This is a genomic window from Pseudomonas eucalypticola (genome assembly GCF_013374995.1).
In the GTDB taxonomy this organism is placed as follows: Bacteria; Pseudomonadota; Gammaproteobacteria; order Pseudomonadales; family Pseudomonadaceae; genus Aquipseudomonas; species Aquipseudomonas eucalypticola.
Window position 1 is genome coordinate 1,031,670 of the sequence record NZ_CP056030.1, and the last position, 12,334, is coordinate 1,044,003.

At 63.8% G+C, this 12,334-nt stretch carries 15 protein-coding genes and 1 pseudogene; 8 read left to right on the forward strand and 8 right to left on the reverse strand.

What is annotated here, in order from left to right; all coding sequences use genetic code 11:
* Positions 1-18 precede the first annotated feature (18 nt).
* Together HWQ56_RS29005 and HWQ56_RS04730 are read left to right on the forward strand one after the other, a co-directional pair.
* A pseudogene (locus tag HWQ56_RS29005) lies at positions 19-144 on the forward strand (MBL fold metallo-hydrolase); the annotation flags it as partial.
* Positions 145-267: 123 nt separating this feature from the next.
* A complete protein-coding gene (locus HWQ56_RS04730; RefSeq protein WP_158153613.1) occupies positions 268-954 on the forward strand; it encodes a YiaD family glycine zipper/OmpA-like lipoprotein in 687 nt (228 codons plus the stop codon).
* A 39-nt stretch (positions 955-993) separates the two neighbouring features.
* Here HWQ56_RS04730 and HWQ56_RS04735 read toward each other — a convergent pair whose 3' ends face one another.
* From HWQ56_RS04735 to HWQ56_RS29385, 3 genes are read right to left on the reverse strand one after another with little or no spacing between them, the layout of a single operon-like run.
* Positions 994-1,881, reverse strand: a complete 888-nt coding sequence (locus tag HWQ56_RS04735; protein WP_158153614.1) for an acyltransferase — start codon at positions 1,879-1,881, stop codon at positions 994-996.
* Positions 1,878-3,989 (reverse strand): phosphate acetyltransferase, encoded by a 2,112-nt coding sequence (pta, locus tag HWQ56_RS04740; protein WP_176569911.1) that lies wholly within the window; start codon positions 3,987-3,989, stop codon positions 1,878-1,880. The genes HWQ56_RS04735 and pta overlap by 4 nt, the downstream gene beginning before the upstream one ends.
* A 59-nt stretch (positions 3,990-4,048) precedes the next feature.
* A complete protein-coding gene (locus tag HWQ56_RS29385; protein WP_176569912.1) occupies positions 4,049-4,264 on the reverse strand; it encodes a DUF3565 domain-containing protein in 216 nt (71 codons plus the stop codon).
* 91 nt (positions 4,265-4,355) lie between these two features.
* On the opposite strand from HWQ56_RS29385, the gene HWQ56_RS04750 reads away from it, so the two are divergent.
* The 3 genes from HWQ56_RS04750 (at position 4,356) to HWQ56_RS04760 (ending at position 6,701) form a co-directional block, all read left to right on the forward strand.
* Positions 4,356-4,841, forward strand: a complete 486-nt coding sequence (locus HWQ56_RS04750) for an FKBP-type peptidyl-prolyl cis-trans isomerase (RefSeq protein WP_158153616.1) — start codon at positions 4,356-4,358, stop codon at positions 4,839-4,841.
* Positions 4,842-5,000: 159 nt separating this feature from the next.
* Complete coding sequence (locus HWQ56_RS04755) at positions 5,001-5,483, forward strand: glutathione peroxidase (RefSeq protein WP_158153617.1); 483 nt, start codon at positions 5,001-5,003, stop codon at positions 5,481-5,483.
* A 114-nt stretch (positions 5,484-5,597) separates the two neighbouring features.
* Positions 5,598-6,701, forward strand: a complete 1,104-nt coding sequence (locus tag HWQ56_RS04760) for an NADH:flavin oxidoreductase (RefSeq protein ID WP_176569913.1) — start codon at positions 5,598-5,600, stop codon at positions 6,699-6,701.
* Here HWQ56_RS04760 and HWQ56_RS04765 read toward each other — a convergent pair.
* Positions 6,670-7,872, reverse strand: coding sequence for a glycosyltransferase family 4 protein (locus HWQ56_RS04765; protein WP_176569914.1), 1,203 nt, complete (start codon positions 7,870-7,872; stop codon positions 6,670-6,672). The two genes, HWQ56_RS04760 and HWQ56_RS04765, sit on opposite strands and share 32 nt — an antisense overlap.
* A 125-nt stretch (positions 7,873-7,997) precedes the next feature.
* Between HWQ56_RS04765 and HWQ56_RS04770 the strand changes: the two genes are divergently transcribed.
* Complete coding sequence (locus HWQ56_RS04770) at positions 7,998-8,573, forward strand: hypothetical protein (protein ID WP_158153620.1); 576 nt, start codon at positions 7,998-8,000, stop codon at positions 8,571-8,573.
* Between the two features lie 12 nt (positions 8,574-8,585).
* Here HWQ56_RS04770 and cysZ read toward each other — a convergent pair whose 3' ends face one another.
* Complete coding sequence (cysZ, locus tag HWQ56_RS04775) at positions 8,586-9,314, reverse strand: sulfate transporter CysZ (RefSeq protein WP_158153621.1); 729 nt, start codon at positions 9,312-9,314, stop codon at positions 8,586-8,588.
* A gap of 234 nt (positions 9,315-9,548) precedes the next feature.
* Between cysZ and HWQ56_RS04780 the strand changes: the two genes are divergently transcribed.
* Positions 9,549-10,148 (forward strand): peroxiredoxin, encoded by a 600-nt coding sequence (locus HWQ56_RS04780; protein ID WP_158153622.1) that lies wholly within the window; start codon positions 9,549-9,551, stop codon positions 10,146-10,148.
* Positions 10,149-10,269: 121 nt separating this feature from the next.
* On the forward strand, positions 10,270-11,232 hold the full coding sequence (trxB, locus tag HWQ56_RS04785) for a thioredoxin-disulfide reductase (RefSeq protein ID WP_176569915.1): 963 nt from the start codon (positions 10,270-10,272) through the stop codon (positions 11,230-11,232).
* Between the two features lie 87 nt (positions 11,233-11,319).
* Here trxB and HWQ56_RS04790 read toward each other — a convergent pair whose 3' ends face one another.
* From HWQ56_RS04790 to folX, 3 genes are read right to left on the reverse strand one after another with little or no spacing between them, the layout of a single operon-like run.
* Positions 11,320-11,661, reverse strand: a complete 342-nt coding sequence (locus tag HWQ56_RS04790; protein WP_176569916.1) for a HopJ type III effector protein — start codon at positions 11,659-11,661, stop codon at positions 11,320-11,322.
* Positions 11,654-11,950, reverse strand: coding sequence for a DUF1244 domain-containing protein (locus tag HWQ56_RS04795; protein WP_176569917.1), 297 nt, complete (start codon positions 11,948-11,950; stop codon positions 11,654-11,656). The genes HWQ56_RS04790 and HWQ56_RS04795 overlap by 8 nt, the downstream gene beginning before the upstream one ends.
* Positions 11,951-11,962: 12 nt before the next feature.
* A complete protein-coding gene (gene folX / locus HWQ56_RS04800; protein WP_158153626.1) occupies positions 11,963-12,334 on the reverse strand; it encodes a dihydroneopterin triphosphate 2'-epimerase in 372 nt (123 codons plus the stop codon).

Below are 12,334 nucleotides of genomic sequence, written 5' to 3' on the forward strand. Positions count from 1 at the left end.
GCCTGCATCGAACTGTATTTGTGGTGCGGTGATCGGCGGGCTATCGTTGGTTGCATCAAGGAACGGTTGTACCGCCTGGATGAAGACCCCACCGTGGTGCCCGGCCATGGTCCGGGGACTCGTCTGGGTGATGAAGTGGGTGAAATCCATTCGTTCGTAACTGAATGTATCTTCACTGAATTATTGGCTGCGACGAGGTCTAATCGTCGCAGCAGTCCGTTCGCCAACAGCCGCTGCTTCACAACTGTAAGTACAGGAGTTTCCTGAATGTCGCGTCGTCTGATTATCGCCGCCACTGCCGTTGCCCTGCTGGCCGGCTGTGCGTCACAAAACCCCTATGACAACCAGGGCCAGGGCTCTGGTGTGAACAAGACCGCCACCTACGGTGGCCTCGGCGCCCTGGCAGGTGCCGTGGCCGGTGCCGCCATCGACCACAACAACCGTGGCAAGGGCGCGCTGATCGGCGCGGCATTGGGCGGTGCCGGCGGTGCCGGTTACGGCTATTACGCCGACAAGCAGGAAAAGGCCCTGCGTGCGTCGATGGCCAACACCGGTGTGCAGGTGCAGCGCGAGGGTGACCAGATCAAGCTGATCATGCCGGGCAACATCACCTTCGCCACCGATTCGTCGGCCATCGCGCCCAGCTTCTACACCCCGCTGAACAACCTCGCCGGTTCGTTCAAGCAGTACAACCAGAACCTGATCGAGATCGTCGGCTACACCGACAGCACCGGCAGCCGCCAGCACAACATGGACCTGTCCCAGGCCCGTGCGCAGAGTGTGGCTACCTACCTGACGTCCCAGGGTGTGGACCCTTCCCACGTATCGGTACGCGGCGCCGGCCCTGACCAGCCGATCGCCTCCAACGCCGATGCCAACGGCCGGGCGCAGAACCGCCGCGTCGAGGTCAACCTCAAGCCGTTGCCGGGCGCCACCTACCAGCAACAGCAGTAAGCACCCCCCGCTTTGCAGCGGCCTCCTGGCCGCTGCAAGTCAGCCCTTCATGCGGTCGAGCAGGCTATCCTTGGCCACCCACAGCTCATTGACCCACTGCTGAAACTGCGCCCGGTACTGCACGTCCTGGTCATAACTGCGGCCAATGAATGCCGCGGGTATGGCGATCTCCTCGAAATGCACCACCACCGTGCGCACACGCCCGCACAGCAGGTCCCAGAACCCTGGGCGGCCGTCGGGGTAGCTGAGCGTCACGTTGACGATCGACTGCAGTTGCTCGCCCATGGCATCCAGCACAAAGGCAATGCCGCCGGCCTTGGGTTTGAGCAGGTGGCGGAACGGGGATTGCTGCTGCGCGTGTTTGCCCGGGGTGAAGCGCGTGCCTTCGGCGAAGTTGAAGATGGCCGTGGGTTTGCCAGCGAATTTCGCGCAGGTGCGGCGGGTGGTTTCCAGGTCCTTGCCCTGTTTTTCCGGGTGCTTGGCCAGGTAGGCCTTGGAGTAGCGCTTCATGAAGGGGAAGCCCAGGGCCCACCACGCCAGGCCGATCACCGGTACCCAGATCAACGCCTGCTTGAGGAAGAACTTCAGCGGGCGGATGCGGCGGTTCAGCACGTACTGCAGCGCCAGGATATCCACCCAGCTCTGGTGGTTGCTGGTCACCAGGTACGAGTGCTGGTAGTCCAGGCCTTCGAGCCCGGTCACCTGCCAACGGGTGCCGGTCAACAGTTTCATCCAGCCCTTGTTCAAGGTGATCCACAACTCGTGAATGTGCCGCAGCAGTTCGTCACAGATTTTCTGCGCCATGGGGAACGGCAGGCACAGCTTGAACAGGCTGACGATGAACAGCGGGGTGCAACACAGTACGGTATTGCACGCCAACAGCAGCGAGGCGACCACGCCTCGCAGTGGCGGTAAAAAGTCCTTCATGGGGTTTCCTGAGTGGCCACGCTACGGTGGGCTTGAATGGCAGTGAGGGCGATGGTGTAGACGATGTCGTCGACCTGGGCGCCACGGGGCAGGTCGTTGACCGGTTTGCGCAGGCCTTGCAGCATCGGCCCCAGGCTGACGCAGTCGGCACTGCGCTGCACCGCCTTGTGGGTGGTGTTGCCGGTGTTGAGGTCCGGGAACACGAACACCGTGGCCCGGCCGGCCACTTCACTGTCGGGCGCCAGTTGCCGGGCGATGGTTTCATTGGCGGCGGCATCATACTGCAGCGGCCCATCGATCAGCAGGTCCCGTTGGCTTTCGCGGGCCAATTGGGTGGCCTCGCGTACCTTCTCCACCTCTTCGCCGCTGGCTGAGTTGCCGCTGGAATAGCTGATCATCGCCACCCGGGCCGGTATGCCGAACGCCTCGGCGGAGTCCGCGCTCTGGCGGGCGATTTCCGCCAGTTCCTCGGCGCTGGGGTGCGGGTTCATCACGCAGTCGCCGTACACCAGCACCTGGTCGGGAAACAGCATGAAGAACACCGACGACACCAGGCTGCAGCCGGGTGCGGTCTTGATCAATTGCAATGCCGGGCGAATGGTATTGGCGGTGGAGTGCACCAGCCCCGAGACCAGGCCGTCGACCTCGTCCAGGGCCAGCATCACGGTACCGATCACCACCGGGTCTTCCAGTTGCTGTTCGGCCATGGGGGCATTCAGGCTCTTGCTCTTGCGCAGGGCCACCATGGGCTCCACGTAGCGTTCGCGAATCACTTCCGGGTCGAGGATTTCCAGGCCTTCGGGCAACACGATGCCCTGGGCGCTGGCCACCGCATGGACGTCCTCGGGCTTGGCCAGCAACACGCAGCGGGCGATACCCCGCGCCTGGCAGATGGCGGCGGCCTGCACGGTCATGGGCTCGGCGCCCTCGGGCAGCACGATGCGCTTGTTGGCCTGCTGCGCGCGCTGGATCAACTGGTAGCGGAACACCGCCGGCGACAGGCGCAATTCCCGTGGTGCGCCGCAGCGCTGGTGCAGCCAGTGCGCGTCCAGGTGGCTGGCGACGAAATCGGTGATGATCTCCGCGCGTTCGCGGTCATCGATGGGAATCTCATTGTTCAGCTGGTTCAGCCGCGTAGCGGTGTCGTAGGAACCAGTGCTCACCGACAGTACCGGCAGGCCGGCCTGCAGGGCGCCACGGCACAGTTCCATCAAACGCGGGTCGGGCACGGTGTCGCTGGTCAATAGCAGGCCGGCCAGGGGCACGCCGTTGAGGGCCGCCAGGCTCACGGCCAGAATGATGTCCTCGCGGTCGCCCGGGGTCACCACCAGTACGCCCGGCTTGAGCAGTTGCAGGGTGTTGAGCACGGTGCGCGCGCAGATGATGATCTTGGACATGCGCCGGGTTTCGTAGTCCCCGGCGTTGATGACCTGCGCGCCCAGCAACTCGGCCACGTCACGGGTGCGCGGCGCGTTGAGGTCGGCCTGGTAGGGAATGCAGCCCAGCAGGCGGAAGTCGCCGCCACGCAGCAGCGGGGAGTGTTCCTTCAAGCGCGCGGCGAAGGTTTCCAGGCTCTCGTCGGTACGCACCTTGTTGAGGATCACGCCCAGCACCTTGGGGTCGCGCGGGCCGCCGAACAACTGTGCCTGCAACTCCACGCGGCCGGACAGCTCGGCCAGCACTTCGGTCTCGCTGGCCGCCGACACCAGAATCACATCGGCGTCCATGCTCTTGGCCAGGTGTTGGTTGACCCGCGCCGCGTAGCTGGCATGGCGGGTGGGCACCATGCCTTCGACGATCAGCACGTCCTTGCCCACGGCTGCCTGCTGGTACAGCGTGATGATCTCTTCGAGCAGCTCGTCGAGCTGGCCGTCGCCGAGCATGCGCTCCACATGGGCCAACCCCAGGGGCTTGGGTGGGTTGAGGCCGTGGGTGCGGGCCATCAATTCGGTGGAGCGTTCCGGCCCCGTATCGCCGGGGTGCGGCTGGGCAATGGGCTTGAAGAAGCCCACGGTCAGGCCGGCGCGCTCCAGGGTGCGCACCAGGCCCAGGCTGATGGAGGTGAGGCCGACGCCGAAATCCGTGGGCGCGATAAAAAATGTCTGCATGCGAGCTTCCCGAAGTGAGCACTGCAAGGGCCTCGGCCTATGGCTGGCCGATGGCGAAATCAAGCGCCAAGGGTATCGTTATCCAGCCCCTGTGCGCACCAGCCACAGTGAAAGGTTTTGCCGATCATGGCCGCGCGTTGCGCCGGGTCCAGCACCCAGGGGCGTGACTGCCAGGGCGGCTGGTGGCGCAGGTGCTGGGTATGGCCGCACGCGAGCACCGCCACCCAGTGGCCGTGCTCGTCGCGGATGAAATCTTTGATGAAGGTGTTTGCCATCGGGTCCGTCTGTCCGGGTTGCGTTCGCTTTCGGGCGGCGCGTTGGTTACACTTGTTCGTTCTACATACTTATGCAAAAAGGTGTCGCCCCATGCCGATCGCTGCCAACAAGGCTGTCTCCATCGACTATACCCTGACCAACGACGCTGGTGAGGTCATCGACAGCTCCGCCGGCGGCGCGCCGCTGGTGTACCTGCAAGGCGCAGGTAACATCATTCCTGGCTTGGAAAAGGCCCTGGAAGGCAAGGACGTCGGTGAAGAACTGACCGTTGCCATTGAACCTGAAGAAGCCTACGGCGAGTACTCGGCCGAACTGGTCAGCACCCTGAGCCGCAGCATGTTCGAAGGCGTCGACGAGCTGGAAGTGGGCATGCAGTTCCACGCTTCCGCGCCGGACGGCCAGATGCAGATCGTCACCATCCGTGACCTGGACGGCGACGACGTCACCGTCGACGGCAACCACCCGCTGGCCGGCCAGCGCCTGAACTTCCAGGTCAAGGTCGTCGCCATCCGTGACGCCAGCCAGGAAGAAATCGCCCACGGCCACGTGCACGGCGAAGGTGGTCACCACCACTGATCGGAGCGCTTGAGCCCGATTAGCCAAGGGGCGCCCGTTCAAGCAGGATGAAATCTCCACACGGGGATCATCTGGCTTGGACGGGCGCCTTTTTTGTCTGCTAGTGTTCCACTCGCAGAGCGCTTTCGCGCCACAGGGATATGGATAGGGGAGTCCGTCATGAGTATTTTCCACGACCTTAAACTGCAGGCGCTCGATGGCCGGGAATTGCCCCTGGCGCCCTTCAAGGGCAAGGTGGTGCTGGTGGTCAACGTGGCGTCCAAGTGCGGCCTGACGCCGCAATACGCTGCCTTGGAGAACCTGTATAACACCTACAAGGACAAGGGCTTCAGCGTGCTGGGCCTGCCCTGCAACCAGTTCGCCGGGCAGGAGCCGGGCACCGAGCAGGACATCCAGCAGTTCTGCAGCCTCAATTACGGCGTCACCTTTCCGCTGAGCAGCAAGCTGGAAGTCAACGGCCCGGGCCGTCACCGGCTGTATCAACTGCTGGCGGGCGAGGGTGCCGAATTCCCGGGCGATATCACCTGGAACTTCGAGAAATTCCTGGTCGGCAAGGATGGCCGCGTGCTCGCGCGTTTTTCCCCGCGCACCACCCCGGATGACCCCACTGTCGTGCACGCCATCGAAAAAGCCCTGGGCTAGGCCGAGTGTGGCCGGGCCCTGCGCCCGGCATCACGCATATCAATAGTGCTGGGCCGTGCCCTGGCGGCGTTCTATGCTGCGGATCTTTGAACCCACCCTTCAGAGGATCTGCACATGTCGGTCAACGCTCTGTTCAAACCCTTCCAGCTGGGTGCGCTGCGCCTGCCGAGCCGCGTGGTCATGGCGCCCATGACCCGCTCGTTCTCGCCAGGGGGCATTCCCACGGCCAAGGTCATCGAGTACTACCGCCGCCGTGCAGCCGCCGGTGTAGGCCTGATCGTCACGGAGGGCACCACCGTGGGCCACAAGGCCGCCAATGGTTACCCCCATGTGCCGCGTTTTTATGGTGAAGATGCCCTGGCCGCGTGGAAACAGGTCGTCGACGCCGTGCACGCGGAGGGCGCCAAGATCGTCCCGCAACTCTGGCATGTGGGCAACGTGCGCCGCCTGGGTACCGAGCCGGACGGCGATGTACCGGGTTACGGTCCCATGGCCAAGGTCAAGGATGGCAAGGAGTTGGTGCATGGCATGAGTCATGAGGACATCAATGACGTGATCAGGGCCTTCGCCCAGGCCGCTGCGGATGCCAAGGCCATCGGCATGGACGGCGTGGAAATCCACGGCGCCCACGGCTACCTGGTGGACCAGTTCTTCTGGGAAGGCACCAACCAGCGCGATGACGAATACGGTGGCAGCCTGGCCAAGCGCTCGCGTTTCGCCATCGAGCTTATCCGCGCGGTGCGCGTCGCGGTGGGCGAGGGCTTTCCGATCATCTTTCGCTTCTCTCAGTGGAAGCAGCAGGACTACAGCGCCCGCCTGGTAGATACCCCCGAAGCGCTGGGGGCGTTCCTGCAACCGCTGGCCGATGCTGGGGTGGACATTTTCCACTGCTCCACCCGGCGCTTCTGGGAGCCGGAATTCGAAGGTTCCAACCTCAACCTGGCCGGCTGGACCCGCCAACTCACGGGCAAGCCGACCATCACCGTGGGCAGCGTGGGCCTGGACGGGGAGTTCCTGCAATTCATGGTCGATACCGACAAAGTGGCGCAGCCAGCCAGCCTGGAAAACCTGCTCACGCGTCTGGAGAACGATGAGTTCGACCTGGTGGCCGTGGGCCGTGCGCTGCTGGTGGACCCGGACTGGGCCGCCAAGGTGCGCGATGGCCACGAGCAGGACATTCTGCCCTTCAGCCGGGAAGCGTTGACGACCCTGGTTTGAGGCCAAAGCTACCCATGCGCTGCGCGGCGGCCTGGCAGGCGCCGCGCAGTTGCGCCTCGAACTGCTCGATGATCGTGGCCCAACCCTGGCGGCTGGCGTGCTGGCGGGCATTGAGGCGGATGCGGCGCAGGGTTTCACCGTCTTCCAGCAGCCAACCGGCCGCATCGATGAACGCTTCTTCGTCGCCGGGCATGGCCAGGGCGCCGTTGTGGCCGTGGCGAATATGCTGCCCGGCGGCGGCTTCGTCATAGGCCACGACCCCCAGGCCCGAGGCCAGGGCTTCCAGGACCACATTGCCGAAAGTCTCGCTCAGGCTCGGGAACAGGAAGATGTCGCCGCTGGCGTAGTGCACCGCGAGCTCCTCGCCGCGTTTGGCGCCGCAGAAAATCGCCTCGGGGATTTGCTGCTGCAACTGGGCCCGCTGTGGGCCATCACCGACGATGACCAGCCGCAGGCGCTGCAGCGGGTGGTGCAACTGCAAGGTATCGAGGCTGTGCTTGAGCAGCCCGAGGTTCTTTTCCGGTGCGAGGCGGCCCACATGGATCAGCGCAATGTCATCGGGCGCCAGGCCCCAGCGGTCGCGTAGCGCCTCGCTGCGCCGGGCAGGGTGAAACAGTTGGCTGTCCACACCGCGGGACAACAGCGCCAGGCGCTCGAACCCGCGTCGTTCCAGGCTGTGCCGCAGGGTAGCGCTGGGCACCAGGGTCAGTTGCGTGCGGTTGTGGAACCAGCGCAAGTAGCCGGTGAGCACACGCGTCAGCAAGCCCAGGCCGTAGTCGCGGGTGTACTGCTGGAAGTTGGTGTGAAAGCCGCTGACCACGGCAATCTTCAAGCGCCGCGCAGCGCGCAGGGCGCTGAGCCCCAGCGGGCCTTCGGTGGCGATATACAGCACGTCGGGCCGTGCCCGGCGCCAGCGCCGCAATAGCTTGTGCATCGATGCCTGGCCCCACTGCAACCCTGGGTAGCCCGGCAGCGGCCAGCCGCGGCACAACAGCACGTGGTCGTCCACCCGGCTGCTTTCGTCAGCGGTTTGCCGTGGCCGGACGATTTCCACGTAGTGCCCCCGGGCGCGCAGGCCCTCGCTCAAGCGGCCAAGCGTATTGGCCACCCCATTGATTTCGGATGGGTAGGTTTCGGTGACCAGGGTGATGCGTAGCGAAGGCTCTGTCATGTAACCAGTGTCGGATCAACCGATTGCGACTATGTGTCATAGCGATGACGAATTAATGACGCACTCCGGGCGGCTGGAAATCGCCTACCGTAAAAGGACCACCTGCGCGCACCTGGGTAATCGCCATGTCCGATAACCTCTACGCACCGCCCCAGGCGGACTTGCGTATGCCCGCGGTCAGGGAGCCCGCGTTCTACACCGTTTCGGAAGGAAAATTCTTCACCTTGTTCTTCGCCAGCCTGGGCCTGTACCTGGTGTACTGGTCGTGGAAGCATTGGCGCCGGTACCGTCGGTTCACAGGGGCGCAGGTGTCGCCACTGGCCCGTGGGTTATTACCGGTGTTCTTTACCCATGCCCTGTTGTTCAGCGCCCAGGACCTGCTGCACCAGCGCGGCCTGCACTATAGCGAGCCGCCCCAGCGCTGGGCCAACCGCTTCGTGCTGTCCACGGTAATGGGGCTGGTGCTCAATGCCCTGGCGCGAAACGACATCGGTTACCCGCTCACCGACCTGGGCTGCCTGGCGATGCTGGTGCTGCAGGGGTTGGCGGCGTGCAAGGGCCAGCAACTGCTCAACTTCGCCGCCGATGACCCGCTGGGGGAGAGCAACGCCCGGTTGAGCTGGGTGGATTACCTGTGCCTGCTGCCGGGGTTGCTGGTGTGGGTGTTCATCCTGCTGGTGTACTGGGCCGACGCGGCCTGACAGCCGCTTGCCTCAACCGCGCTCGCGCACCCAGAACAGCGTGGCGCCGGCCACGGCGGCGGGCATCATCAGCAGGTTGACCACCGGAATCAGCAGCACCAGGTAAACGATGCCGCCAAAGCCCAGGCTCTGCCAGCGCTTGTGCCGCAGCCAGGCGAGCATGTCGGGCCAGCTCATCTTGTGGTTGTCGGCCGGGTAGTCGATGTACTGGATGGCCATCATCCACACGCCGAACAGCAGCCACAGTGGCGCGGCGATGACGTTGACCACCGGGATCAATGAGAGCACGAACAGCGCCAGCGTGCGCGGCAGGAAATAACCCAGCTTGCGCATCTCGCGGTTCAGCGTGCGTGGCACTTCGCGGCTCAGCTCGCTCCACTTGAACGGCGGGAAATCGTCCTTGCCGCGCACCACCACTTCCACTTTCTCGGCCAGGAAGCTGTTGAAGGGCGCCGAGACGATGTTGGCCACCAGGGTGAAGCAGAAGAACACCATCAGCACCACCAGTGCCACGAACAGCGGCCACAGGATATAGCTCAGGAAGCTCAGCCACGAGGGCAGGGTGGGCATCAGGTGGTTCACCCATTGGCTGAACGCGTGGCCGGCGAAGTAGATCAGTGCGGTGAACAACACCAGGTTGATCGCCAGCGGCAGCAGGACAAATAGCCGCAGGCCGGGACTCAGGACCAGTTTAAGGCCTTCGCGCAGGTATTGCGGGCCAGACAGGACAGGGGCTTGCATGGTGTGCTCCGTGTAGAAAACTCGCCGACATTAGCGCCTTTGCCGCCCGCGGGAAAGTGAACCCTGCACGCCGAAATGCACTGTAACAAAGCGGCCGGTCGACATCAGGGGTATGAATAGAGGTGGCCTATGAGGTGGATTGTGAAACGATATTTCCTTACCCTTGGCCCCCTCGCTACAGTGCGCACATCACATTTCAAACCCTTCCCAAGTCTTCAGCTCCAAGGAGTTTTCATGAGCATTCTGGTCAACAAGCAGGCCCCCGACTTCGACGCCCCGGCCGTGCTGGGTGATGGTTCGATCGTCGACAGCTTCAAACTGTCCTCGCTGCATGGCAAGTACGTGGTGCTGTTCTTCTGGCCCCTGGACTTCACCTTCGTGTGCCCGTCCGAGATCATCGCCCACAACAACCGCATCGCCAAATTCCGCGAGCTGGGCGTTGAAGTCGTTGGCGTTTCGGTCGACTCGCAGTTCACTCACTACGCCTGGCGCAGCACGCCGGTGGAGAAAGGCGGCATCGGTGAGGTCGAATTCACCATGGTGGCCGACGTCAAGCACGAGATCACCCGTGCCTACGGCATCGAGCACGAAGACGGCGTGGCCCTGCGTGCCTCGTTCCTGATCGACCAGAAAGGCGTCGTGCAGCACCAGGTGGTCAACAACCTGCCGCTGGGCCGGGAAGTCGACGAGATGGTACGCCTGGTCGAGGCGCTACAATTCACCGAGCAGTATGGCGAAGTCTGCCCGGCGGGCTGGCGCCCAGGCCAGAAAGGCATGAAGGCCGACGCCAAGGGCGTGGCCGACTACCTGGCCGAGAACGCCACCAGCCTGTAACGGTTTCCAGGACGGGTGAGCAATAGCCTTCCCCAAGGTGTCAGCCGTCCTTTTTTAATTCCAGCCGGTTCGCCGGCACTGCGGCCCTGGCGCTACAATGGCCGGTCCAAAGGAGTCAGCCATGTCTGAAGCACGTCATTCCCGAGTGATCATCCTCGGTTCCGGCCCTGCCGGTTACAGCGCCGCCGTGTATGCGGCTCGCGCCAACCTCAAGCCACTGCTGATCACCGGCATGCAGGCCGGCGGTCAACTGACCACCACCACCGAAGTCGACAACTGGCCGGGCGACGTCCATGGCCTGACCGGCCCGGCGCTGATGGAGCGCATGCGCGAGCACGCCGAGCGTTTCGAGACCGAGATTGTCTTCGACCACATCAACTCGGTTGATCTGGCCGGCAAACCCTTCTCGCTGACCGGCGACAGCGGCACCTACACCTGCGACGCACTGATCATCGCCACGGGCGCAAGCGCCCGGTACCTGGGCTTGCCGTCGGAAGAAACCTTCATGGGCAAAGGCGTTTCGGCCTGCGCGACCTGCGACGGTTTCTTCTACCGCAACAAGCCGGTGGCCGTGGTGGGCGGTGGCAACACCGCCGTGGAAGAGGCGCTGTACCTGGCCAACATCGCCAGCAAGGTGACCCTGGTGCACCGCCGCGAGACGTTCCGCGCCGAGAAGATCCTGATCGACAAGCTGCACGCCCGTGTGGCCGAAGGCAAGATCGAACTCAAGCTCAATGCCACCCTGGACGAAGTGCTGGGTGACAACATGGGCGTCACCGGTGCCCGCCTGAAGAACAACGATGGCAGCTTCGACGAATTGAAAGTCGACGGCGTGTTCATCGCCATCGGCCACACGCCGAACACTGCTTTGTTCGAAGGCCAGCTGGCCCTGAAGGACGGCTACATGGTGGTCAGCGGCGGCCGTGAAGGCAACGCCACCGCCACCAGCGTGGAAGGTGTATTCGCCGCTGGCGACGTGGCCGACCATGTTTACCGCCAGGCCATTACCTCGGCGGGTGCTGGCTGCATGGCGGCGCTGGACGTGGAACGCTACCTGGACGGCCTGCAGAACGCTTCGTTCTGATAGGCCTTGTATGGGCCCGGTCCTGCAAAGGGCCGCGCCAGGCACAAAAAAACCGGCCACGCAGGCCGGTTTTTTTGTGCCTGGGTTTCAGGCCTTGCGGGTCAGTGGCTGCGCGGCAAACTTCACCCCGGCCAGGCCGTGGGCGATCAGGTTGCGGATGTTGCCGTGGTCAGTGCCCTCGGGAGTGGCCACTACCGAGCGGTAATGCTCGCCGAACGCCAGTAGCGCGTGCTGGTCGCTCCAGCCTTCCAGCACCGCCAGGCCCAGGGTCTTGCAGGAACCTTCGTTCTGGCCAGCGGCGTTTTCCAGCGCGCCATTGGTGAAGGCCTGGGGCTGGTAGTCGTAGTGCGCGGCCACGAAGGCCAGGGTGTCGGCGAACAGGTGTTCGCCGCTGTCGAGGCTGGCGCGCAGGGTGTTCAAGTCAGTCATGCTGTTTTCCTTTGGCGAACGCCGCTTGCTGCTCGGCGCTGGCTTCTTTCTGATAGAGATTTTTCCACTCGTTGTACGGCATCCCGTACACCACTTCGCGGGCGTCATCGAGGCTCACCTCGATCTGGCGCTCGTCGGCCTCGGCCTTGTACCACTTGGACAGACAGTTGCGGCAGAACCCGGCCAGGTTCATCAGGTCGATGTTCTGCACGTCGGTGCGCTTGCCCAGGTGCTCCACCAGGCGGCGAAAGGCCGCGGCTTCGAGCTCCAGGCGTTGTTGCTCGTTCATGTTGATTTCCTGTCAGCGGCGCCCGGCGAGGGTGATGGACACCGACTCGGCGAAGCGCAGGGCATGGGGCTTGTCGACCTCGACCTCGGCGTACTGCACGGCTTCATTGGCCATGACCAGGTCCAGCAGTTCCTGGGTCAGGCGCTCGAGCAGCGCGAAACGATTGCCCTCCACGTGCTGGATCACCGCCTTGGTGATGGTGCGGTAGTTCAGCGCGTGGTCGATGTCATTGTCGCGCACGGCTTCCTGAGCCGCATAGAGGATGGTCAGGTTGATCAGTACATCCTGCTTGTTGAGGATTTCTTCCTCGTTGATCCCGATAAACGTGCGCAGGCGCAGGTCCTTGACCCGGATACGCGCGGTTCCTGGCTCCAGTTGTGGCAT

Bases quoted from the DNA above. Each gene is read 5' to 3' on its own strand.
- cysZ (WP_158153621.1), bottom strand. From the start codon at position 9,314: ATGCAAGCCCCTGTCCTGTCTGGCCCGCAATACCTGCGCGAAGGCCTT.
- HWQ56_RS29385 (WP_176569912.1), bottom strand. From the start codon at position 4,264: ATGGCAAACACCTTCATCAAAGATTTCATCCGCGACGAGCACGGCCAC.
- HWQ56_RS04760 (WP_176569913.1), top strand. From the start codon at position 5,598: ATGTCGGTCAACGCTCTGTTCAAACCCTTCCAGCTGGGTGCGCTGCGC.
- HWQ56_RS04780 (WP_158153622.1), top strand. From the start codon at position 9,549: ATGAGCATTCTGGTCAACAAGCAGGCCCCCGACTTCGACGCCCCGGCC.
- HWQ56_RS04795 (WP_176569917.1), bottom strand. From the start codon at position 11,950: ATGAACGAGCAACAACGCCTGGAGCTCGAAGCCGCGGCCTTTCGCCGC.
- trxB (WP_176569915.1), top strand. From the start codon at position 10,270: ATGTCTGAAGCACGTCATTCCCGAGTGATCATCCTCGGTTCCGGCCCT.
- HWQ56_RS04765 (WP_176569914.1), bottom strand. From the start codon at position 7,872: ATGACAGAGCCTTCGCTACGCATCACCCTGGTCACCGAAACCTACCCA.
- HWQ56_RS04735 (WP_158153614.1), bottom strand. From the start codon at position 1,881: ATGAAGGACTTTTTACCGCCACTGCGAGGCGTGGTCGCCTCGCTGCTG.
- folX (WP_158153626.1), bottom strand. From the start codon at position 12,334: ATGCCACAACTGGAGCCAGGAACCGCGCGTATCCGGGTCAAGGACCTG.
- HWQ56_RS04730 (WP_158153613.1), top strand. From the start codon at position 268: ATGTCGCGTCGTCTGATTATCGCCGCCACTGCCGTTGCCCTGCTGGCC.
- HWQ56_RS04750 (WP_158153616.1), top strand. From the start codon at position 4,356: ATGCCGATCGCTGCCAACAAGGCTGTCTCCATCGACTATACCCTGACC.
- HWQ56_RS04755 (WP_158153617.1), top strand. From the start codon at position 5,001: ATGAGTATTTTCCACGACCTTAAACTGCAGGCGCTCGATGGCCGGGAA.
- HWQ56_RS04770 (WP_158153620.1), top strand. From the start codon at position 7,998: ATGTCCGATAACCTCTACGCACCGCCCCAGGCGGACTTGCGTATGCCC.
- HWQ56_RS04790 (WP_176569916.1), bottom strand. From the start codon at position 11,661: ATGACTGACTTGAACACCCTGCGCGCCAGCCTCGACAGCGGCGAACAC.
- pta (WP_176569911.1), bottom strand. From the start codon at position 3,989: ATGCAGACATTTTTTATCGCGCCCACGGATTTCGGCGTCGGCCTCACC.